The following is a 20,779-nucleotide window of genomic DNA, read 5'->3' as shown; positions in this document are numbered from 1 at the left end:
TCCGGAAGCCCGCGGCGCTGAGCCCTGTTGGAGCCTCGCCGCCTTGAAGCCTCCGACGGGCGGGCCAGGTCAACGAACCCCGGTCCCGGACCGCGAGCGCGTCACCGCCCGCCTGTTGCTCCGCCAGCCCTCGCGCCACGTCGTTTTTGTGTTCCAGGCCCGACCGGCTCCAGAGACGCGAGGTTTGGTCCCAAGGGACCGCCGACGGAGCTCCCCGCTCGATCGCCCCCCGCCGCCGCATCGGTCGCTGGCCATGCGCCCTTTCCCTGCGACGAGGTGAGGTCAGGATAAGGGCGGTCTGGAAGGGTGGGGATCAAAACGGGTCGAGAAAGTTCAGGGCGTTGGAATCGTGGGGGTTTGTCCGCTGAACGCCGAGCACAGCCGGGGACGTGCTCTCACGGCAAGGCCTCGCGGATCGATCCACGGCAAAGAGAGTGAGTGCATGTCCCCAACGCCATCCACGGCGTCACGAGACTTCAGCGCCGGACTCAGCGGGTCCGTTGGGGACACGCACTCACCCCAAGCGCCCTGCAAATCGGCCGGCGCCTTGCCGTGAGAGCGCGTCCCCGACTGTCTCCGCGATCGGATCCCTCAGGTCGAGGGCGTTACCGCCCTTCGACCCACAGGTTCAGCGGCTGCTTTTCCTCGTGGCGCACCAGGATCATGTAGCCGACCGCGAACACCACGATCCCGGCGATCAGGCCGCCCCAGAAGCCGGCCGGGGTGGCGAACCACAGGGTCAGGGTCGGAATGACGGTGGCCAGGCCCAGCATGCACCATCGCAGGAGGATGCTGAAGCCGTGATAGGTCTGCTCATGGGCCAGCAGTTCGGGTCTTCCGGTGTCGTTGAAATCGGCGTCCATGCGTCACCTCCGCTTGTCGTTGAGGTCGGACCCGGCCGTCGTACGCGGCCTCGGGCCGAACACTAGGAACACCCTAGGCCCGTTCGAGGTTTCGCGCGAGGGCCTCGACCTTGACGGGAGGCGTGGGGGTGGCGCCTATGAGCGCGCGAGGGCGGGGGCGCGACCATGGCGGCGAACGGCAATCTGACGGGCATCTGGCAGGGGCTCTATTCCTATCCTGGAGCGTTCGCGCCGGTCGGCTTCACAGCCACCCTGATCGAGAGCGGCGCCTGGCTCAGCGGTTCGATCCACGAAACGGCGCAGGACGAGTGGGGCGACTGGTGCGAGGTGTTCGCCACCCTGCTGGGCAAGCGCGCCGGCCAGGCGGTGGCGTTCACCAAGACCTATGACGGCACGAACGGCTGGACCCACGCCGTGGCCTATGATGGCGCCCTGAGCGCCGACGCCACCGAGATCGGCGGCCAGTGGTCCATTCCCGCGGTGTGGTCGGGCAAGTTCCTGATGATCCGGCCGGAAGGGCGGCGGGCCACGATCCTGCGCGAGGCGTTCGAGCGGATCTAGGTTTCGCGCGCAAAACTGGACGCGAATGTCGGAATCCAAGAGCCGTTGTCATCCCGGAAGCCTCGCAGAGGCTGTCCGGGACCCAGGGGACTGGGCGGATGCGGTGCGGTTCACCTGGATCCCGGCCTTCCGCTTCGCTACAGCCGGGATGACAACGTTTGGGGCTGCTAGAACCAGGATCTAGGCGGCGAGCGCCGCCAGCACCACCCGCATCAGCGGGGCCAGCACGATGTCGCCCGGCGCGGCGGGGTCGATCCAGGCAAGTTCCTCGATCTCGGCCCGGGCGGCGACCTGGCCCTCGACCGTCGCCAGGTAGGTGGCCGCCCGCACGGTGAAGCCGGGCTCGTTGGCGGCCGGGGCCTCGAAGGCGCCCAGCAGGGTCGCGCCGATCAGCCGGCAGCCGATCTCCTCGTCCAGTTCGCGCGCCAAGGCGGTCAGGTCGTCCTCGCCGGGCTCGCGCTTGCCGCCCGGCTTCATGAAGATCGCCGTGCCGCGCTTGCGGACCACCAGCATGCGGCCGGCCGCGTCGCGGATCACGGCGGTGACGATGTCGATGCTGGGCGGGGTCATGCGTCCAGCCTAGCCGCTCGTTCGAGTCGCGTCAGGGCTCGACCGCCGCCAGGATGTGTTCCGTCAGCAGTTTCTCGGAGATCGCGTGCGGCTGGCGGACGCCAAAGTTGGTGGTGGTGATCACCGCCACCAGGGCCAGGTCGGGCACGATCACGACCTTGTTGCCGCCCGTGCCGCTCATCACCCAGGCCTTGTGGCCGCCGAAGGTCTGCAGCCAGATCAGGTAGCCGTAGTCGGCGTCGGATTGGGCCTGGGCGTGCGGCGCCGTGGCGGCGGCGACATAGGCCGCGGACAGCACCTGCCGGCCGTTCCAGCGGCCCTGGTCCAGATAGAGCTGGCCCAGTTTCAGCAGGTCGCGGCTGCGCAGGCCCAGCCCGCCGCCGCCCTGGGCCAGGCCCAGGGGCGAGACCTGCCATTCGGGCTTGTCGATCCCCAAGGGCCCGAACAGAACCTCGTCGGCGAAGGCGGGCAGGGGCTTGCCGACCGCGCCCTGGATCACCGCCCCCAGGGTGGTGACGCCGGCGGTGCAGTAGCTGAAGGCACGGCCGTAGGGCGAGGCCTCCGGCTTGGGCGACCAGGCCGGGAAGCCGCGCACCGGCAGGTCGAGATAGAAGCCCACCCAGTCCTCGATCAGGTACATGCGCTCCTCGTTGCCGCGCGAATATTGGTTGTCGTCGTCGCATTCGGCGATCGAGCTCATGGTCAGCAGGTCCTCGACCGTGACCCTGTCCTTGCGCGGATCGGGATTGGCGGCGGGCGGGCGGTCCTTGAGATAGACCTTGATCGGGGCCGAGACGCCGGGAAGGGCGTGGCGGTCGAGCGCGGCGCCGGCCAGCATGGCGGTCACCGTCTTGGTCGCCGAGCGGGTGTTGCGCCGCGCCTCCGCACCACCGTCGGGCTTGCCGTCGTCGTAATAGGCCTCGAACGCCAGCTTGCCGTGGCGGGCGATCAGGACGCTGGTGATCTGCTGGAACTGGCCCGCCTTGATGGCGGTCGACATGGCCTCGAGCCGGGCGGCCGACAGGCCTTCGGCGGCCGGCGCGGCCGTGGGCCAGTCCGACGGCGCGGCTTGAACGGCCACCGGGACGGCCAGGAGCAGGGCGGCGGCGAGCAGCAGCGATTTCACAGGACTCTCCGGGCGAAGGTGCCAAGGGGGCTTGAGGGCCTCGTCTAGCCGGCCGCCTGGACCGCGTCTTGGACGGGTGAAACATCCAGCGGCCGTCCGCACAGTCGCGCGAACTCGCCGGGGGTCACGCCATAGGCCCGATGGAACTGGCGGTTCAGGTGGCTCTGGTCGCAGAAGCCGGACGCCAGGGCGATCTGGCCGATCGAGGCGCGGCCGCGCATCAACAGGTCGGCGGCCCGTTCCAGGCGGCGGGTCCGCAGGCGCTCGCCGGGCGCCGCGCCCAGCCATCGGCGATAGCCGCGGGCCAGGTGGACCGGGTGGACGCCGGCCGCGCGGGCCACGTCGGCGATGGTGATGGGCTGGTCGAAGCTGTCGGCCAGGAAGGTCTCGGCCGTGGCCAGCCACGGCGGCGGATGGTCGCCCTCGCCGGCGGGCGTCATCGCCTGGCCGGCCAGCTCCAGGCCCAGGCTCTCCAGGGTGACCGGGTCGGCGTCGCGGCTGAGCAGGGCGCGGGTCAGGCGCAGGGCGGCGCGGCGGGCGACCGGGCCGGTCAGGCGCAGGGCATCGATGGCGACTCGCCTGGAGACCCCGGAAAGCTCGCGCCAGACGGGGGCCTCGAAGCTGACCGCCAGGAAGTAGCCGCCGGCGGCGACGAAGCGGTCGCGATGGATCACGCCGGGCGGGTTGTAGACCAGGACCGGCCCCTCGGTCTCCGGGCCCCAGGCGGTGGTCAGGTAGCGGCCGTGGGTGGCCAGGACGAAATGGGCGTCGTCGTGGCTGTGCTCGTGCACGTCCTCGGCGCTGGTGGTGGCCGACAGGTGGGCGAGGCGGATCTGGGGCAGGCGGCGCTCGACGGTGGGCGCGCCGTAGAACCGTCCCTGGCTGAAGGCGGTCCTCGGCGCGGCCATGTCAGCCCAGCTTTTCCGCCGCCCAGGGCGCGAAATAGCTGATGATCCCGGCCGCGCCGGCCCGCTTGAAGGCGGTCAGGCTTTCGAGGATGGCGCGCTCCTCGTCGATCCAGCCGTTCATGCCGGCGGCCTTGATCATCGCGTACTCGCCCGAGACCTGGAAGGCGTAGGTGGGCATGCGGAACTCGTCGACCAGGCGGCGCAGGATGTCCAGATAGGGCAGGCCCGGCTTGACCATGACCATGTCGGCGCCCTCGGCGATGTCGAGGGCGACCTCGCGGATCGCCTCCTCGCTGTTGGCCGGGTCCATCTGGTAGGTCTTCTTATCGCCCTGGCCGGCCGAAAGTTTCGCCGAGCCGATGGCGTCGCGATAGGGGCCGTAGAAAGCCGAGGCGTATTTGGCGGCGTAGGACATGATCATGGTGTCCTGAAAGTTGGCCCCTTCCAGGGCGGCGCGCAGCTTGCCGACACGGCCGTCCATCATGTCGGACGGGGCCAGGATGTCGGCGCCAGCCTGCGCCTGCATCAGGCCCTGCTCGATCAGCCGCTCGATGGTCGGGTCGTTGAGGATCCTGCCGCCCTCGACCACCCCGTCATGGCCGTGGTCGGTGAACGGGTCGAGCGCCACGTCGCACATGATCCCGACCTCGGGCGCGGCGTCCTTCATGGCCTTGACGGCGCGGGGGATCACCCCGTCCGGATCGGCGGCGATCGAGCCGGCCGGGTCCTTCCGGGCCCCGTCGATGTGCGGGAAGATGGCGATGGCCGGGATGCCCAGGTCGCGGGCCCGCACGGCGGCCTTGGCGGCGTCCCTGACGCTCAGGCGCTCGACGCCGGGCATGGAGGCCACCGGGATCGTCCCTTCGCCCTCGTGCACCACCATCGACCAGATCAGGTCGGACGGCGCCAGGGTGGTCTCGCGGACCAGGCGGCGGGTCCAGTCGGCCTGGCGCAGGCGGCGCAGGCGGGTGGCGGGGTAGGGGGCGAGGGGCGGCGTGGTCATGGCCTAGGGTTTCGCGCGGCGGGCGGCGCGAGGCAAGGCGGTTGGTTGCTTAAGGGCGCTCGAACTACGGGGCGTAGTTGACGTTTTCGGCGCGCGCCTGCTGGACGCCGTCGATCCGGCGCCAGACCTGCGACTTGCAGATCAGCCCGCCCAAGACGCAGCCCTTGGCCTTCATGGTGCGGCCGTCGATGAACTCGGCGGTGCCGACCAGGGTGACCTTCAGGGTCGGCACGAAGACCTTGCCGCGCATGTTGCCGTTGCGGGTGGGCTCGAAGTCGCGCAGCAGCTGCTGGCCGACCAGGGTGGTCAGGCCGCTCTTGCGCGCGTCCGCCTCGGCCTTGGGGCTGGCATAGACCACGGTGCCGCAGGTGCTGGTCCCGCAGCTCTTGATCGCGACCCGGACATTGTCCTTGGGCCCCGTCCAGATACCCAGGTCGGCCGCCTGGACCGACGACACGCTGGCAAGGGCCGCGAGGGCGGCGAAAACGGCAATGAGCTTACGCATGACAGAAAGACGACGCCTCCGATGGCCGCGATTTGATACTCGAGGACGGGCGGATCAAGGGCGGTGCGACACTTCGTTCCGACTTTTTGCGCACTGCGGCATTCAAAGTCGGCAAGTGAGATATGATTGACACAGTCGCCGGCGCGCGGCAGGTCAGCGGCCAAGAAGGCGAGGGGTTCACCCTGCCCCGCTTGGGAGGATATCGCGCATGGATTTCGCGCTCAACGACGATCAACGCGCTATCTGGGACATGGCCTCGGGCTTCGCGGCGGAACGCCTTGCCCCGCACGCCGCCGAATGGGACGAACGCAAGCACTTTCCGGTCGACGTGCTGCGCGAGGCGGCGTCCCTGGGCTTCGCGGGCATCTATGTCCAGGACGACGTCGGCGGCAGCGGGCTGTCGCGCCTGGACGCCTCGATCATCTTCGAGGCGCTGAGCTACGGCGACGTGCCGACCGCGGCCTATCTGACCATCCACAACATGGCCTCGTGGATGATCGACCGGTTCGGCTCCGACGACCTGCGCCGACGCTACCTGCCGCGCCTGACCACCATGGAGCTGATCGCCAGCTACTGCCTGACCGAACCGGGCGCGGGCTCCGACGCGGCCAACATGCGCACGACGGCGCGGCTGGACGGCGACCACTATGTGCTGAACGGCGGCAAGGCCTTCATCTCGGGGGGCGGGGTCTCCGACGTCTATGTGGTCATGGCCCGGACGGGCGGCGACGGGGCCAAGGGCGTCTCGGCGTTCGTGGTCGAGAAGGGGGCGCCGGGCCTCAGCTTCGGCGCCAACGAGCGCAAGATGGGCTGGAACGCCCAGCCGACCGCCGCGGTGAACTTCGACGACTGCCGCGTGCCGGCCGCCAACCGCATCGGCCAGGAGGGCGAAGGCTTCCGCTTCGCCATGATGGGGCTGGACGGCGGGCGGCTGAACATCGCCTCCTGCTCGCTGGGCGGCGCCCAGTTCGCGCTCGACACCGCCAAGGCCTATCTCGAGACCCGCAACCAGTTCGGCAAGGCCCTGAAGGACTTCCAGGCCCTGCAGTTCAAGCTGGCCGACATGGCCACCGAGCTGGAGGCCGCGCGCCTGATGGTGCGCCGCGCCGCCCATGCCCTAGACAACCGCGACCCGCAGGCCACCAAGCTGTGCGCCATGGCCAAGCGCTTCGCCACCGACGCCGGCTTCCAAGTGGCCAACGACGCCCTGCAGCTGCACGGCGGCTACGGCTACCTGCAGGACTACCCGCTGGAGCGCATCGTCCGCGACCTGCGGGTCCACCAGATCCTGGAGGGGACCAACGAGATCATGCGGGTGATCATAGCGCGCGAGATGTTCCGGCAGTGATGTGCTAATCTGACCATAACTGGTCAGAATTGGGAGTCTCCCATGCGCGAAGTCGGCGTGCTCGAAGCCAAGACCCACCTGTCGGCCCTGCTCGACGCCGTCGAGAAGGACGGCGAGACGGTGACCATCACGCGCCATGGTCGCGCGGTGGCCACGTTGGCGCCTGCGCTCCAGGCCGAGCCCGGCCTTGCGCGGAAGACGCCGGCAAAGGAGCTCGTCGCCCGATTCAAGGCGCTTCGCGATTCGATCGCCGCCGCCAATCCGGAGGTCGAGAAGCTGACCTGGGAAGACCTGAAGCAGATGGCTCGCGAGTGAAATCGGTCGTTCTGGACGCCTCGGCCGCCTTGGCCTGGCTGTTGCCTTCGCAGGCGACCGAGGCCGCGTCCGCCTTTCTAGGCCAAATCGATGCGACGATCTTCCAGGCGCCGGCCATCTTTGCGTGGGAGGTCTATAACGTGCTCGTCGGCATGGTGCGGCGAGGCCTGCTGACCACTGAGGGTTACGACAAGGCCTTATTGAACTATCAGCGGCTCAATATTCAGCTTCACGCCTCCGCGGCGGGAATCGAAGAGCTCGCGCTTTTGGCGCGAACGACGCGTCTCAGCCTCTTCGATGCATCCTATTTCGCGCTGGCTGTTGCTGAAGGCTGGCCTCTAGTCTCACGCGATGAAGCTCTGCTGACGGTGGCTGTCGCCAATGGCGTCGAGTGTTTTGACCTGAGATCGGCGACCTGAATGATCTATCTCTGCCGCCACGGCCAGACCGAGTGGAACCGCGCGCATCGGCTGCAGGGCCAGTGCGAGTCCGACCTGACGCCGCTGGGCCGCGCCCAGGCCGGGGCGATGGCCGATCTGCTGCATGACCTAGTCCGGCGCGACGCCGACCGGCCCTGGCGCATCGTCGCCAGTCCGCTGCGGCGGACGCGGGACACGGCCGGGATCATCGGCGGCAAGCTGGGCCTGCCCGTCGAGTTCGACGACCGGCTGATGGAGTTGACGGTCGGCGAATGGGAAGGGCGCCTGCGCGCCGACGTGCAGCGTGACCATCCCGAACTGTTCGCCGATCGCACCTGGTTCTTCGCCGCGCCCGGCGGCGAGACCTACGACCAACTGATGGCGCGGGTCGGCGGCTGGCTGGCCGAACAGGCCGCCGAGCCGGAGCGGCGGCTGATCGTGGTCAGCCACGGCATCGCCGGCCGCCTGCTGCGCGGCGCCTATGCTGGCCTGTCGCCGGCCCAGACGCTGGAGCAGGACGTGCCGCAGGACGCGATCTTTCGGCTGAGCGGCGGCCAGATCGACCGCCTCGACTGCGAACCGGTCGAAGACCCCGAACGGGCCAAGGAAGCCGCCAAGGAAGCCGTATGACCGACCAACCCGAAGTCCTTGTCCGCGTCCAGAAGAACGTCGGCCGGCTGACCCTGAACCGGCCCCAGGCGCTGCACGCCCTGACCCAGACCATGTGCGAGACGATGATCGGCGCGCTGCTGGACTGGCGGGACGATCCGGAGATCTACATGGTCGTGATCGACCATGCCGGCGAACGCGGCTTCTGCGCCGGCGGCGACATCCGCATGCTGGCCCGCAGCGGCGCGGGCGACGCCAAGGAGGCGCGGGCCTTCTTCCACACCGAATACCAGCTGAACCACCTGCTGTTCACCTACGACACGCCGGTGGTCGCCCTCCTGGACGGGGTGGTGATGGGCGGCGGCGTTGGCATCTCGATGCCGGCCCACTACCGGATCGCCACCGAGCGGACGACCTTCGCCATGCCCGAGACCGGCATCGGCCTGTTCCCCGACGTGGGCGGCGGCTGGTACCTGCCGCGCCTGCCGGGCAAGGCGGGGCTGTGGCTGGCCCTGACCGGGGCGCGGATCAAGGGCGCGGACTGCCTGCGGCTGGGCATCGCCACCCATTTCGTCGAGTTCGGCGCCGTCGAGGGGCTGAAGAAGGCGATCATCGCCGACCCCCGCCGCATCGAGGAGACGCTGAAGAAGTACCGCGCCGACGCCGGCAAGGCGCCGCTGGTCAGCTTCGAGCAGGACCTCAACCGCCTGTTCGTCGGCGACAGCGTCGAGCAGATCTTCGAGTTCCTGGAGGCCGACAGCAGCGACTGGGGCAAGGCCCAGTTGGCGACAATGAAGACCAAGTCGCCCCAGACCCTGAAGGTCGCCTTCCGCCAGCTGGAGGCGGGGGCGGCGATGACCGACTTCGCTGACAACATGGCCATGGAATATCGGATCGGCTCGCGCGTGGTCCGGCGGCACGATTTCCTTGAGGGCGTGCGGGCGGTGATCATCGACAAGGACAACGCGCCGAAATGGGATCCGGCCAAGCTTGAAGATGTGTCCGACGCCATGTTGGATGAGATTTTCGCGCCGCTCCCGGTCGATCAGGAGTGGTCGCCGCTGACGTAGCGTGATTGCTGCGCTAGCTTGCCCGCAACGAGAAGACGCCGTCGGAAGGAACACCCATGCGTAAGCCGCTACTCAGCCTCATCGCCGTGCTCGCCCTGGCGGGCTGCGCCACGACTCCGATGGGCCCCGCAGCGCCGCCGCCGCCTCCGCCGGCCGACGCGCCCGCCGCGATTCCCGCCAACATCGCCGCGGCCCTGTCCGATTCGAAGCGCCCGGCCGCCGACATGGTCCGCGACGAGAACCGCCTGCCGGGCCAGACCCTGGCCTTCGCCGGCGTCAAGCCGGGCGCCAAGGTCGCCGACCTGATCCCCGGCGGCGGCTATTTCACCCGCATCCTGTCCAAGGCCGTCGGGCCGCGCGGCCACGTCTACGCCTATGTGCCGGACGAACTGACCAAGCTGGCCAAGCGCGAGCCGGCCGTGACGGCCATCGCCCGCGACCCGGCCTACAAGAACGTGTCGGTGATCCTCAACACCCTGCCCAACTTCGCCACGCCGGAGAAACTGGACCTGGTGTTCACCGCCCAGAACTACCACGACATGCACGACAAGTTCATGGGGCCGGCCGACCTGTCGGTGGTCAACCGCCAGATCTTCCGGGCCCTGAAGCCGGGCGGCGTCTACCTGGTCGTCGACCACTCGGCCGAACCGGGCTCGGGCCTGCGCGACACCGAGACCCTGCACCGTATCGACGCGGAGGCCGTCAAGCGCGAGGTGACCGCCGCGGGCTTCATCTTCGAGGGCGAAAGCCGGGTGCTGCGCGACCGGTCCGACACCCGCAAGCTCAGCGTCTTCGACCCGTCGATCCGCGGCAAGACCGACCAGTTCATCTACAAGTTCCGCAAGCCGGCGGGGGCGCGGTAGGCGGCAAGCGCTTTAATCCTAAAAGTTGTCATCCCGGAAACCGCGCAGAGGTTGTCCGGGACCTAGGGGGCTGGGCGAAGGCGGTGCGGTTCACCCGGGTTCCGGAAGCGCTGCGCGCTTCCGGGATGACAACCTGTTGTGAAACATAAAAAGGGTCGGCCCACGAAGGCGCGACCGTCGCAGGGAGCATCCACATGACCCGCATCGCCTTCATCGGCCTGGGCAACATGGGCGGCGGCATGGCCGCCAACCAGGCCAAGGCCCAGCATCATGTGCGCGCCTTCGACCTGTCGGCGGCGGCGCTGGACAAGGCCGCGGCGGCCGGCTGCCATCCGGCGGGCTCGGTGGCCGAGGCGGTGGCCGACGCCGAGGTGGTGATCACCATGCTGCCGGCCGGACCGCACGTGCGCGGCGTCTATGGCGAGCAGGTGCTGGCCCACGCGGCCAAGTCGGCGCTGCTGATCGACTGCTCGACCATCGACGTCGACAGCGCTCGGGTCGTGGCCGGGCAGGCGAAAGCCGCGGGCTTCCGGTTCGCCGACGCCCCGGTGTCGGGCGGGATCATGGCCGCCGAGGCCGGGACCCTGGCCTTCATGGTCGGCTGCGACGCCGACGACTTTCCGGCCGTCGAGGCGGCGCTGGCCCCGATGTCCCGCGCGACCATCCATGCCGGCGGTCACGGGGCCGGCCAGGCGGCCAAGATCTGCAACAACATGCTGCTGGGCGTGTCGATGCTGGGAACCTGCGAGGCCTTCGCCCTGGCCGAGAAGCTGGGCTTGGCCGCCGACCGGTTCTTCGAGATCGCCAGCAAGTCGTCGGGCCAGTGCTGGTCGGTGTCGACCTATTGCCCGGTCCCGGGCGTGGGGCCCGCCACCCCTGCCGATCGCGCCTACGAGGGCGGTTTCGCCACGGCGATGATGCTCAAGGACCTGAAACTGGCCCAGGAAGCCGCCGCCAAGGCGGGCGCTTCCACCCCGATGGGCGCCCAGGCCGAGGCCCTCTACGCCCTGTTCGACGCCAACGGCTTCGGCGGCAAGGACTTCTCGGCCGTGCTGCAGATGCTGCGCGGCAAAATCGCCGACCTGAACTGAACCGGTTGGCGGATCCGTCGCCAGGGTGTTCACTCCAGGTGTTCATTGGCGCGATCAGTCTGTTCAATCGCGTAGTTCGACACGATAGGTAAACGCACCTATGTGGACAGCGTGCGTCGCCGGTGCGAAAAGCCGAGCCTTGAGAAGGGACCGGTCGGACTCGTCGAAGTCCGTCGGATGAAGTGACCATGGACTACAAAGCCGCGTTCCGCAGTGTCGTCGACCAGATCCGCGACGAAGGCCGCTACCGGGTGTTCGCCGACATGAAGCGCCATCGCGGGGCCTTTCCGCGCGCCACCTGGACCCGTCCAGACGGCGGCGAGAGCGAGATCGTGGTCTGGTGCTCGAACGACTATCTGGGCCAGGGCCAGAACCCCGTGGTGCTGGACGCTATGCATGCGGCGATCGACCATCACGGTTCGGGCTCGGGCGGCACGCGCAACATCTCGGGCACCAACCATCACCATGTCGAACTGGAGGCCGAGTTGGCCGACCTGCACGGCAAGGAAGCGGCCCTGCTGTTCACCTCCGGCTACGTTTCCAACGAGGCCAGCCTGTCGGCGCTGCAGAAGATCCTGCCGGGCCTGATCATCTTTTCCGACGCCCAGAACCACGCCTCGATGATCGCCGGCATCCGCAACGGCGGCTGCGAGCGCCACATCTTCCGCCACAACGACCTGGCGCACCTCGAGCAGCTGCTGGCCGCCGCCCCGGCCGACGCGCCCAAGCTGGTGGCGTTCGAAAGCGTCTATTCCATGGACGGCGACATCGCCGACATGGCCGGCACGGTGGCCCTGGCCAAGCGGTACGGCGCGATGACCTATCTCGACGAGGTCCATGCCGTGGGCATGTACGGCCCGCGCGGCGGCGGCGTGGCCGAGCGCGACGGCCTGATGGACCAGATCGACATCATCGAGGGCACGCTGGGCAAGGCTTTCGGCGTGATGGGCGGCTACATCACAGGCGACGCGGTGGTGGTCGACGCCATCCGCCTGGTCGCCTCGGGCTTCATCTTCACCACCTCGCTGCCGCCGGCCCTGACCGCCGGGGCGCTGGCCAGCGTGAAGTACCTGAAGCAGCACCCGGAGGTCCGCGAGGCCCACCAGGAGCGCGCCCAGACGCTGAAGGCGATGTTCAAGGCGGCCGGCCTGCCGGTGATGGAAAACGACAGCCACATCGTCCCGGTGCTGGTCGGCGACCCCGTCCACTGCAAGATGATCAGCGACATGCTGCTGGCCGACCACGGCGTCTATGTGCAGCCGATCAACTACCCCACCGTGCCGCGCGGCACCGAGCGCCTGCGCTTCACCCCCACGCCGTTCCACACCGACGAGATGATGCGCAAGCTGGTCGGGGCGATGGAAAAGCTCTGGGCCCACTGCAACGTGGCCCGCATGGGCGGCCACGCGGCTTAGATCTTAGTTCCTCCCCCCGTGGGGGAGGTGTCGGCGAAGCCGACGGAGGGGGGAGTGATCGGCCGATAGCCGGTCCTACGATCTCCGCTCCTAAAACTCCCCCCACCGATCGCTGCGCGATCGCCTCCCCCACAGGGGGAGGGGTAGGTCAGCGCCCCCGCATCTTCCCCTTGCCCAGGCCGATCGACTTGGCGAAGTCGGAGCGGCGCTCGGCGTAGGCCGGGGCCACCATCGGATAGTCGCCGGGCAGCGACCATTTGCGACGGTATTCCTCGGGGCTCATGTCGTAATGGGTGCGCAGGTAGCGCTTGAGCATCTTCAGCTTCTTGCCGTCTTCCAGGCAGACGATGTAGTCGCGCTGCACCGACCGCGAGACCGGCACGGCCGGCTTGTTGCGCTCGGCGGGCTGTTGTTCGGCCTGGGCGCCGCTCAGGGACGACAGGGCGCCGTGGACCGAGCGGATCAGCTCCGGGATCGCCGTGCGGGCGACCGTGTTCTGGGCCACGTAGGCGGCCACGATCGACGCGCTGAGGCCCAGAATATCGACGTCGTCGCCATGGTTTTCCGCCTCGCCGTACGCCGTCGCCATACTCTTTCCGCCCTGTCTTCGATCTGTCTGGAGGTCGCCAAAACGCCTGGCTGCCGGTTCTACCGGCGCCGCTTCCTTCGCAACGCCCCGGCTCGGGATGAGGTTCCCGGATTGATCGTGGCGCGAAGGGGGGTAAAGAGAGCGCGACCGAACTCGCCCGAGTCCGACCTATCGACAGGAGAGCGTCCATGACCGCACCGGCCAGCAACATCACCGCCGACAAGAACGCCTTCTTCGGGGCGGACCTGGCCGCGGCCGATCGCGACATCTTCGACCGCATCGGCCTGGAGCTGAACCGCCAGCAGAACCAGATCGAACTGATCGCGTCGGAGAACATCGTCTCGCGGGCGGTGCTCGAGGCCCAGGGCTCGATCCTGACCAACAAGTACGCCGAGGGCTATCCGGGCAAGCGCTACTACGGCGGCTGCGAATATGTCGACGAGATCGAGACCATCGCCATCGAGCGCGCCAAGGCGCTGTTCGGGGCCGGCTTCGCCAACGTCCAGCCGCACTCGGGCTCGCAGGCCAACCAGTCGGTGTTCATGTCGCTGCTGCAGCCGGGCGACACCTTCCTGGGCATGGACCTGGCCGCCGGCGGCCACCTGACCCACGGCAGCCCCGCCAATCAGTCGGGCAAGTGGTTCAAGCCGGTGTCCTACACCGTGCGCCAGCAGGACCAGCTGATCGACTACGACGCGGTCGAGGAAGTGGCCAAGGCCCACAAGCCCAAGCTGATCATCGCCGGCGGCAGCGCCTACAGCCGCCACATCGACTTCGCCCGCTTCCGCCAGATCGCGGAAGAGGTCGGCGCCTATCTGATGGTCGACATGGCCCACTTCGCGGGCCTGGTGGCCGGCGGGGTGTTCCCCAGCCCGATCCCGCACGCCCACGTGGTCACCACCACCACCCACAAGACCCTGCGCGGTCCGCGCGGCGGCATGGTGCTGACCAATGACGAGGCGATCATCAAGAAGGTCAATTCGGCGGTGTTCCCCGGCCTGCAGGGCGGTCCGCTGGAGCACGTGATCGCCGCCAAGGCCGTGGCCTTCGGCGAGGCGCTGCAGCCGTCGTTCAAGGCCTATGCCCAGCAGGTGATCGACAACGCCCGGGCGCTGTCCGAGGCGCTGCAGACCCAAGGGGTCAACATCGTCTCGGGCGGCACCGACAGCCACCTGATGCTGGTCGACCTGCGGCCCAAGGGCGTGACCGGTCGCGACGCCGAGCACAGCCTCGAGCGCGCCCACATGACCTGCAACAAGAACGGCGTGCCGTTCGACACTGCGCCGTTCACCGTCACCTCCGGCATCCGTCTGGGCACGCCGGCCGGCACCACCCGCGGCTTCGGGACGGCCGAGTTCACTCGCGTGGGCCAGCTGATCGGCGAGGTCGTCAACGGCCTGGCCGCCAACGGTCCCGACGGCAACGCCGAGGTCGAGGCCAAGGTGCGCGAGGAAGTCCTGGCCTTGACGGCAAGGTTCCCGATCTACAACTAATAGGCCTGCATCAGGCGGGAGGGCCTAGATCATGCGCTGCCCGTTCTGCGGCCACATGGAAAGCCAGGTGAAGGACAGCCGCCCGTCGGAAGACGGGGCGGCCATCCGCCGTCGCCGGCTGTGCCCCGAATGCGGCGGCCGCTTCACCACCTTCGAGCGGGTGCAGCTGCGCGAGCTGACCATCGTCAAGCGTTCGGGCCGGCGCTCGCCGTTCGACCGCGAGAAGCTGGTGCGCTCGATCTCGATCGCCACGCGCAAGCGGCCGGTCGATCCGGAACGGGTGGAGCGGATGGTCAACGGCATCGTCCGGCAGCTGGAAAGCCAGGGCGAGACCGAGCTGCCGTCGTCGGCGGTGGGCGAAATGGTCATGAAGGCGTTGAAGTCGCTCGATGACGTCGCCTACGTCCGCTACGCCTCGGTCTATCGCGATTTCCGGGAAACCAGCGATTTCGCGAAGTTTCTTGGCCAGGAAGGCCTCAGCGACGTCGCCGAGGATGAGCTATAGGCGCATTCTGTGATTCGGCCGTCGGCGACGGAGCCGGCGGTGCGGATTTGGTTTCGGGGCGAGGCCGCCATTCTACGATTTGGTTTCGGCGGCGAAGCCGCCGGGGCTACGATTCGATTTGGCGACGGCGCCGTTTGGTGCGAAGTGACCTGCCCCGTCGAGGAGAAGTCAAAGGACTATGGTGGAAGACAAGATTCGCCTGCTGATCGTGGAAGCCCGGCGCTATTCGGGGCTTTCCGACGCGTTGCTGCAAGGTGCGGCGCAGGCGATCGACGCCCAGGGCGCCGAGTACGACGTGATCACCGTATCCGAGACGATGCAGCTGCCGACCGCCATCGCTATGGCCGAGGAGGCGGGCAACCGTCCGGTCGGCGTGCGCTATGACGGGTTCGTGGCGCTGGGCGTCATCATCCGCGGCGAAACCTATCATTCCGAGGTCATGGCCAATGAGACCGCGCGCGGCTTGAACGACCTGTCGTTCGGCAAGCGCCTGGCCATCGGCTACGGCGTCGTCAATGTCGACGAGGAGGACCAGGCCTGGACCCGGGCCCGCGCCTCGGAAGGCGACCGCGGCGGCAAGGCCGCCCAGCAATGCCTCGAGATCGTTGGCCTGAAGCGTCAGTTGCTGGGACAAGCGCGATGAGCCGGGGCGATCGCATCCAACCCCGTTCGGTGGCCCGGCTGGCCGCCGTCCAGGCCCTGTACCAGATGGAAGTCTCCGGCGTCGGCGTCGACGCGGTGGTCCGCGAGTTCTCCGAGCACCGCTTCGACCGCGACGTCGATGGGCCGGACGGCGACCGCCTGGCTCAGGCCGACGAGGTCTTCTTCGCCGAGCTGGCCAAGGGCGTCGTCGCGCACCAGGCCGCCGTCGACCAGGCCATCGTCCGCCGACTGGCCTCGGGCTGGAAGCTGGAGCGCCTGGACGCCACGGCCCGCGCGGTGCTGCGCTCGGGAGCCTACGAGCTGATGCACCGGCCCGACGTGCCCAAAGAGGTGGTGATCGACGAATATGTCGAGATCGCCAAGTCGTTCTTCGAAGGACCGGAATCCGGTTTCATCAACGGCGCCCTGGACGCCATTGCGCGTGACGCCAGACGCTGACGACGACTGGTTCGACGAGCCGACGGCGCAAGCGCCGGCGGTCGACGACGCGTGGTTCGATGAGGCCGCGACGCCGGCCGCCGCGCCGCCCGTCGACGAGTTCGGTCTGATCGAGCGGCTGCTGCGGCCGCTGACCCGCGGCGACGCGGCGGCGCTGAGCCTGCTGGACGACGCGGCCGTTTTGCCCTCGCGTCCCGGCTACGACCTGGTGATCACCAAGGACGCCATGGTGGCCGGCGTGCACTTCCTGGCCGGCGAGGAGCTGGACGTGGTGGCCAAGCGGCTGCTGCGCACCAACCTGTCGGACCTGGCCGCCAAGGGCGCGGTTCCCTACGGCTATTTCCTGGCGGTGGGCTGGCCTTCGGGCACTACCCTGACCGACCGCGAGACCTTCGCCCGCGGCCTGGCCGAGGACGGCGTGCTCTACGATGTCAGCCTGCTGGGCGGCGACACGGTCACCACCTCGGGGCCGATGGTGGTCTCGGCCACCTTCCTGGGCTGGGTGCCCAGCGGCGACGCGGTGCTGCGCAAGGGCGCTCGGGTCGGCGACCGCCTGATGGTCAGCGGCACGATCGGCGACGGCTGGCTGGGCCTGCTGGCCCACTGGGGCGAGGTCGAGGATCCCGACGGCGGCCTGGTGCGCCGCTATCGCCTGCCGCCGCCGCGCCTGGCCATCCGCGACGCCCTGCGCGCCTACGCCCGCGCCGCCGCCGACGTTTCCGACGGCCTGCTGGCCGACGCCGCCCACGTGGCCAAGGCCAGCGGCCTGCGGGTCAAGGTCGACCTGGACCGCCTGCCGCTGTCGCCCGGCGCCCGCCACTGGCTGGGCGCCCAGCCGGAAGCCGGCGAGGCGCGGATGTCGCTGGCCTCCGGCGGCGACGACTACGAGATTGTCTGCGCCGTCGATCCCACCGACGTGGCCGCCTTCCAGGCCGCCGCCATGGCGGCCGGCGTGCCGGTGCGCGACATCGGCGAGTTCGTGGAAGGCGAGGGGATCTGCGCCCTGTTCAAGGGCAAGGACATCACCCCGGAGCGGCTGGGCTGGCTGCACGGGTAGCCGCTTCGATCGGCAAAGTGCTGATCTTAAAGTTGATTTTCTGAAGTCTGCAATCTCTGTGGCGTGGGGTGCGGCCGTTCAGCGCCGTAAGCTCAACCAGGGGCTTGCGATGATAAGGCGGTTTATCTACGCGGTCGTCGCGGGCTCGGTGATTGCAACAAGCAGCGCCGCGGCGCCCCAGAGCGATGCGGAAATCCGCAAGGCGATCATCCAGGCTTCGATCAACAGCTACTCGGGAAGCTGTCCTTGCCCATACAACGCCATGCGCAACGGTGCTGCGTGCGGCGGGCGGAGCGCTTGGAGCAAACCGGGCGGCTACGCGCCCAAGTGTTATCCCTCCGATGTTTCGAAGGAAGAGGTCGAGGCCCATCGGCGATCCGGGTTCTAGGCGACAGCGTCCGGTAGCAAAACCTCAAGCCTTCTCGGTTAAAGGGACGGGGCATGACCCGTCCTTCGCCCGTCGCCCGCCGCGCCTTCCTGACCGCCTCGCTGGCCCTGCTGGCGACGCCGGCGCTGGCGCGTTCGGCCAAGAAGGAGAAGAAGGGCGGCAAGGAGGGGGAGGGCGAGGACGCGGCCGATCCGGTGATCAAGCTGCAATCGATGGCCTTGCCGATCATCGCGGCCGGCAAGCTGGTCAACTACGTGTTCGTGCAGATGACCGTCACCCTGAAACCCGGCGTGCTGGTCACGGTGTTCGAGGGCAAGGAGCCGCTGCTGCGCGACGCCATCGTCCGCGAGGCCCACAGCAAGCCGTTCCTGCGCCCCGACAGCTACGTCGCCCTCGACGAAGCTCGCCTCAAGGCCTCGGTGCTGCGTGAGGTCAACGGCCTGATCGGGCCGGGCAAGGTGGCGCTGGTGACGGTGGTCAAGCAGACGCCGCGCAACTTCATGGCGCCGCCGGCCAAGCCCGGGGCGCCCAAGCCCGGGACGGCCAAGCCGGCGCAGGGCCCGGCGCCGGCCGGCGACTCCGATCTCGTCCCCTAGCGTTCGCGCAAGCGCCCAAGGCCGCCGCAAGCCTGACTGAACGCCGTTCCCGCAAGCGGTTGACACCCTGCGTCCATTTGGCACTGTCCATCCCTTGGCGCCGACCCGGCGTCATCAGGGAGCATCGAGGGGGCATGAGGCCATAGGCCCGCCCGTCGCGTGCGGCCGGGGGCGGTCTTTCCGATCGTGATCCTGTCGAAGCGGCGACCCCTCGTGATTGAAACGCGAAGAGGGCGACTGACCGATGAGTTCTTGGCTTTATGTGGCCATAGGGGCCGGACTGCTGGCGGTGCTGTACGGCGCCGTGCAGACCGCCTCTCTGATGCGGGCTTCGCCCGGCAATGCGAAGATGCAGGAGATCGCCGCGGCGATCCAGGAAGGGGCCCAGGCCTATCTCAAGCGCCAGTACACGACGATCGCCATCGTCGGCGTGGTGGTGATCGCCCTGCTGGGCTTCTTCTTCAAGTCGTGGGAGCAGCCGGTGGGCTTCGCCCTGGGCGCGATCCTGTCGGGCGCCGCGGGCTTCGCGGGCATGCTGATCTCGGTCCGGGCCAATGTCCGCACCGCCCAGGCCTCGTCCGAGAGCCTGGCGGCCGGTCTGAAGATGGCCTTCACCTCCGGCGCCGTGACCGGCATGCTGGTGGCGGGCTTCGCCCTGATCGGCGTGGCCGGCTACTTCGCCCTGCTGCTGTCCATGGGCCATGAGGGGACCGACCGCGTGGTGGTCGACTCGCTGGTGTCGCTGGGCTTCGGGGCCTCGCTGATCTCGATCTTCGCCCGGCTGGGCGGCGGCATCTTCACCAAGGGCGCCGACGTCGGCGGCGACCTGGTCGGCAAGGTCGAGGCCGGCATTCCGGAGGACGACCCCCGCAACGCCGCGACCATCGCCGACAATGTCGGCGACAATGTCGGCGACTGCGCCGGCATGGCCGCCGACCTGTTCGAGACCTACGCGGTGACCACGGTCGCCACCATGGTGCTGGCCGCGATCTTCTTCGGCGGAACCGAGGTGGTGTCGTCGATGATGCTGCTGCCGCTGGCCATCTGCGCCGTCTGCATCGTCACCTCGATCATCGGCTCGTTCGCGGTGCGCCTGGGCAAGAAGCAGAACATCATGGGCGCCCTCTACCAGGGCCTGATCGTCACCGGCGTGCTGTCGATCCCGGCGGTCTGGTACGTGATCCACCAGCTGGTGCCGATCCCGATCGAGCTGGACGGCCGGATGTTCACCGCTGACAACCTGTTCTACTGCGGCCTGGTCGGGCTGGCGGTCACCGCGGCGATTGTGGTGATCACCGAATACTACACCGGCACGGGCTTTCGGCCGGTGAAGTCGGTGGCCCAGGCCAGCGTCTCGGGCCACGGCACCAATGTCATCCAGGGCCTGGCCATGTCGCTGGAGTCCACGGCCCTGCCGGCCCTGACAATCATCGTCGGCATCCTGGTGGCCTATAATCTGTCGGGGCTGTTCGGCATCGCCATCGCCGTGACCACCATGCTGTCCCTGGCCGGCTTCATCGTCGCCCTGGACGCCTTCGGCCCGGTCACCGACAACGCCGGCGGCATCGCCGAAATGGCCGGCCTGCCGCCGGAAGTCCGCGTCACCACCGACGCCCTGGACGCCGTGGGCAACACCACCAAGGCCGTCACCAAGGGCTACGCCATCGGTTCGGCCGGCCTGGGCGCCCTGGTGCTGTTCGCCGCCTATACCGAGGACCTGAAGTTCTTCTCGGACAACGCCGCGCCGGGCAGCTTCTTCGACGGCATGGGCGCGGTGACCTTCGACCTGTCCAACCCCTATGTGGTGGTCGGCCTGCTGTTCGGGGGGCTGCTGCCCTTCCTGTTCGGCGGCATGTCGATGACGGCCGTGGGCCGGGCGGCCGAGTCGGTCGTGGCCGAGGTCCGCCGCCAGTTCCGCGAGAACCCGGGCATCATGACCTACGAGGTCAAGCCCGAGTACGGCAAGGCGGTCGATATCCTGACCAAGGCGGCGATCCGCGAGATGATCGTGCCGTCGCTGCTGCCGGTCGTTTCGCCGGTGGTGCTGTTCTTCGTGATCCAGGCCATCGCCGGCAAGGTCGACGCGTTCGCCTCGCTCGGCGCCATGCTGATGGGCGTGATCGTCACCGGCCTGTTCGTCGCCATCTCGATGACCAGCGGCGGCGGCGCCTGGGACAACGCCAAGAAGGTGATCGAGGAAGGCTTCACCGACAAGGACGGGGTGCTGCACAGCAAGGGCGGCGACACCCACAAGGCGGCCGTCACCGGCGACACCGTCGGCGACCCCTACAAGGACACCTCGGGTCCCGCCGTGAACCCGATGATCAAGATCACCAACATCGTGGCCCTGCTGCTGCTGGCGATCCTGGCCCACGGGGTGTGAT

At 68.7% G+C, this 20,779-nt stretch carries 23 protein-coding genes; 16 read left to right on the top strand and 7 right to left on the bottom strand.

Annotated elements, in window-relative coordinates; genetic code table 11:
- Nucleotides 1-605: 605 nt before the first annotated feature.
- The gene (locus tag J2X41_RS03355; RefSeq protein ID WP_310079601.1) at nucleotides 606-863 is read right to left on the bottom strand and encodes a hypothetical protein; all 258 of its coding nucleotides are present in this window, start codon (nucleotides 861-863) and stop codon (nucleotides 606-608) included.
- 165 nt (nucleotides 864-1,028) lie between these two features.
- Here J2X41_RS03355 and J2X41_RS03350 point away from each other — a divergent pair, with 165 nt between their 5' ends.
- Complete coding sequence (locus tag J2X41_RS03350; RefSeq protein WP_310079600.1) at nucleotides 1,029-1,424, top strand: hypothetical protein; 396 nt, start codon at nucleotides 1,029-1,031, stop codon at nucleotides 1,422-1,424.
- 180 nt (nucleotides 1,425-1,604) lie between these two features.
- Here the strand turns inward: J2X41_RS03350 and J2X41_RS03345 are convergent, their stop codons facing one another.
- The 5 genes from J2X41_RS03345 to J2X41_RS03325 all read right to left on the bottom strand — a co-directional run bounded on the left by J2X41_RS03345 (nucleotide 1,605) and on the right by J2X41_RS03325 (nucleotide 5,536).
- Entirely contained in the window at nucleotides 1,605-1,994 is a 390-nt protein-coding gene (locus J2X41_RS03345) for an NUDIX domain-containing protein (protein WP_310079599.1), read from the bottom strand.
- Between the two features lie 31 nt (nucleotides 1,995-2,025).
- Nucleotides 2,026-3,120 carry a serine hydrolase gene (locus tag J2X41_RS03340; RefSeq protein ID WP_310079597.1) on the bottom strand — a complete coding sequence of 365 codons (1,095 nt, stop codon included), beginning with the start codon at nucleotides 3,118-3,120 and terminating at the stop codon, nucleotides 2,026-2,028.
- 44 nt (nucleotides 3,121-3,164) lie between these two features.
- Nucleotides 3,165-4,028, bottom strand: a complete 864-nt coding sequence (locus J2X41_RS03335) for an AraC family transcriptional regulator (protein ID WP_310079596.1) — start codon at nucleotides 4,026-4,028, stop codon at nucleotides 3,165-3,167.
- 1 nt (nucleotide 4,029) lies between these two features.
- A complete protein-coding gene (hemB, locus tag J2X41_RS03330) occupies nucleotides 4,030-5,031 on the bottom strand; it encodes a porphobilinogen synthase (RefSeq protein WP_310079594.1) in 1,002 nt (333 codons plus the stop codon).
- Between the two features lie 64 nt (nucleotides 5,032-5,095).
- The gene (locus J2X41_RS03325) at nucleotides 5,096-5,536 is read right to left on the bottom strand and encodes a DUF2147 domain-containing protein (protein WP_310079591.1); all 441 of its coding nucleotides are present in this window, start codon (nucleotides 5,534-5,536) and stop codon (nucleotides 5,096-5,098) included.
- A gap of 208 nt (nucleotides 5,537-5,744) precedes the next feature.
- Here J2X41_RS03325 and J2X41_RS03320 point away from each other — a divergent pair, with 208 nt between their 5' ends.
- The 8 genes from J2X41_RS03320 (at nucleotide 5,745) to hemA (ending at nucleotide 12,666) form a co-directional block, all read left to right on the top strand.
- Nucleotides 5,745-6,884, top strand: coding sequence for an isobutyryl-CoA dehydrogenase (locus J2X41_RS03320; protein ID WP_310079590.1), 1,140 nt, complete (start codon nucleotides 5,745-5,747; stop codon nucleotides 6,882-6,884).
- A gap of 42 nt (nucleotides 6,885-6,926) precedes the next feature.
- Entirely contained in the window at nucleotides 6,927-7,199 is a 273-nt protein-coding gene (locus J2X41_RS03315) for a type II toxin-antitoxin system prevent-host-death family antitoxin (protein ID WP_310079589.1), read from the top strand.
- Nucleotides 7,196-7,618 carry a type II toxin-antitoxin system VapC family toxin gene (locus J2X41_RS03310; RefSeq protein ID WP_310079588.1) on the top strand — a complete coding sequence of 141 codons (423 nt, stop codon included), beginning with the start codon at nucleotides 7,196-7,198 and terminating at the stop codon, nucleotides 7,616-7,618. The genes J2X41_RS03315 and J2X41_RS03310 overlap by 4 nt, the downstream gene beginning before the upstream one ends.
- Entirely contained in the window at nucleotides 7,619-8,248 is a 630-nt protein-coding gene (locus J2X41_RS03305; RefSeq protein ID WP_310079587.1) for a histidine phosphatase family protein, read from the top strand.
- Nucleotides 8,245-9,297, top strand: coding sequence for an enoyl-CoA hydratase/isomerase family protein (locus J2X41_RS03300; protein ID WP_310079586.1), 1,053 nt, complete (start codon nucleotides 8,245-8,247; stop codon nucleotides 9,295-9,297). Before J2X41_RS03305 ends, J2X41_RS03300 begins: the two co-directional genes overlap by 4 nt.
- Before the next feature lie 56 nt (nucleotides 9,298-9,353).
- Nucleotides 9,354-10,160, top strand: coding sequence for a class I SAM-dependent methyltransferase (locus J2X41_RS03295; protein WP_310079585.1), 807 nt, complete (start codon nucleotides 9,354-9,356; stop codon nucleotides 10,158-10,160).
- A 188-nt stretch (nucleotides 10,161-10,348) separates the two neighbouring features.
- Nucleotides 10,349-11,251, top strand: coding sequence for a 3-hydroxyisobutyrate dehydrogenase (gene mmsB / locus J2X41_RS03290; protein WP_310079853.1), 903 nt, complete (start codon nucleotides 10,349-10,351; stop codon nucleotides 11,249-11,251).
- A gap of 188 nt (nucleotides 11,252-11,439) precedes the next feature.
- Nucleotides 11,440-12,666, top strand: coding sequence for a 5-aminolevulinate synthase (gene hemA, locus J2X41_RS03285; RefSeq protein ID WP_310079583.1), 1,227 nt, complete (start codon nucleotides 11,440-11,442; stop codon nucleotides 12,664-12,666).
- A gap of 148 nt (nucleotides 12,667-12,814) precedes the next feature.
- Here hemA and J2X41_RS03280 read toward each other — a convergent pair whose 3' ends face one another.
- Entirely contained in the window at nucleotides 12,815-13,255 is a 441-nt protein-coding gene (locus tag J2X41_RS03280) for a MucR family transcriptional regulator (protein WP_310079581.1), read from the bottom strand.
- 188 nt (nucleotides 13,256-13,443) lie between these two features.
- Between J2X41_RS03280 and glyA the strand changes: the two genes are divergently transcribed.
- From glyA to J2X41_RS03245, 7 genes are all read left to right on the top strand, one after another.
- Complete coding sequence (glyA, locus tag J2X41_RS03275; RefSeq protein WP_310079580.1) at nucleotides 13,444-14,748, top strand: serine hydroxymethyltransferase; 1,305 nt, start codon at nucleotides 13,444-13,446, stop codon at nucleotides 14,746-14,748.
- A gap of 31 nt (nucleotides 14,749-14,779) precedes the next feature.
- Nucleotides 14,780-15,253: a transcriptional regulator NrdR gene (nrdR, locus tag J2X41_RS03270; protein WP_028040434.1), complete on the top strand. Its 474-nt coding sequence runs from the start codon at nucleotides 14,780-14,782 to the stop codon at nucleotides 15,251-15,253.
- Between the two features lie 178 nt (nucleotides 15,254-15,431).
- Nucleotides 15,432-15,896, top strand: coding sequence for a 6,7-dimethyl-8-ribityllumazine synthase (locus tag J2X41_RS03265; protein ID WP_310079577.1), 465 nt, complete (start codon nucleotides 15,432-15,434; stop codon nucleotides 15,894-15,896).
- Nucleotides 15,893-16,354: a transcription antitermination factor NusB gene (nusB, locus tag J2X41_RS03260; RefSeq protein ID WP_310079576.1), complete on the top strand. Its 462-nt coding sequence runs from the start codon at nucleotides 15,893-15,895 to the stop codon at nucleotides 16,352-16,354. Before J2X41_RS03265 ends, nusB begins: the two co-directional genes overlap by 4 nt.
- On the top strand, nucleotides 16,338-17,411 hold the full coding sequence (gene thiL, locus J2X41_RS03255; RefSeq protein WP_310079575.1) for a thiamine-phosphate kinase: 1,074 nt from the start codon (nucleotides 16,338-16,340) through the stop codon (nucleotides 17,409-17,411). Before nusB ends, thiL begins: the two co-directional genes overlap by 17 nt.
- A gap of 441 nt (nucleotides 17,412-17,852) precedes the next feature.
- On the top strand, nucleotides 17,853-18,395 hold the full coding sequence (locus tag J2X41_RS03250) for a hypothetical protein (protein WP_310079573.1): 543 nt from the start codon (nucleotides 17,853-17,855) through the stop codon (nucleotides 18,393-18,395).
- A 244-nt stretch (nucleotides 18,396-18,639) separates the two neighbouring features.
- Nucleotides 18,640-20,778, top strand: coding sequence for a sodium-translocating pyrophosphatase (locus tag J2X41_RS03245; protein WP_310079572.1), 2,139 nt, complete (start codon nucleotides 18,640-18,642; stop codon nucleotides 20,776-20,778).
- Nucleotide 20,779: the final 1 nt, after the last annotated feature.

Origin of the sequence: Caulobacter sp. BE254, assembly GCF_031457295.1 — a bacterium.
Classification (GTDB): domain Bacteria; phylum Pseudomonadota; class Alphaproteobacteria; order Caulobacterales; family Caulobacteraceae; genus Caulobacter.
This window is presented reverse-complemented; position numbering and strand designations above follow the sequence as displayed.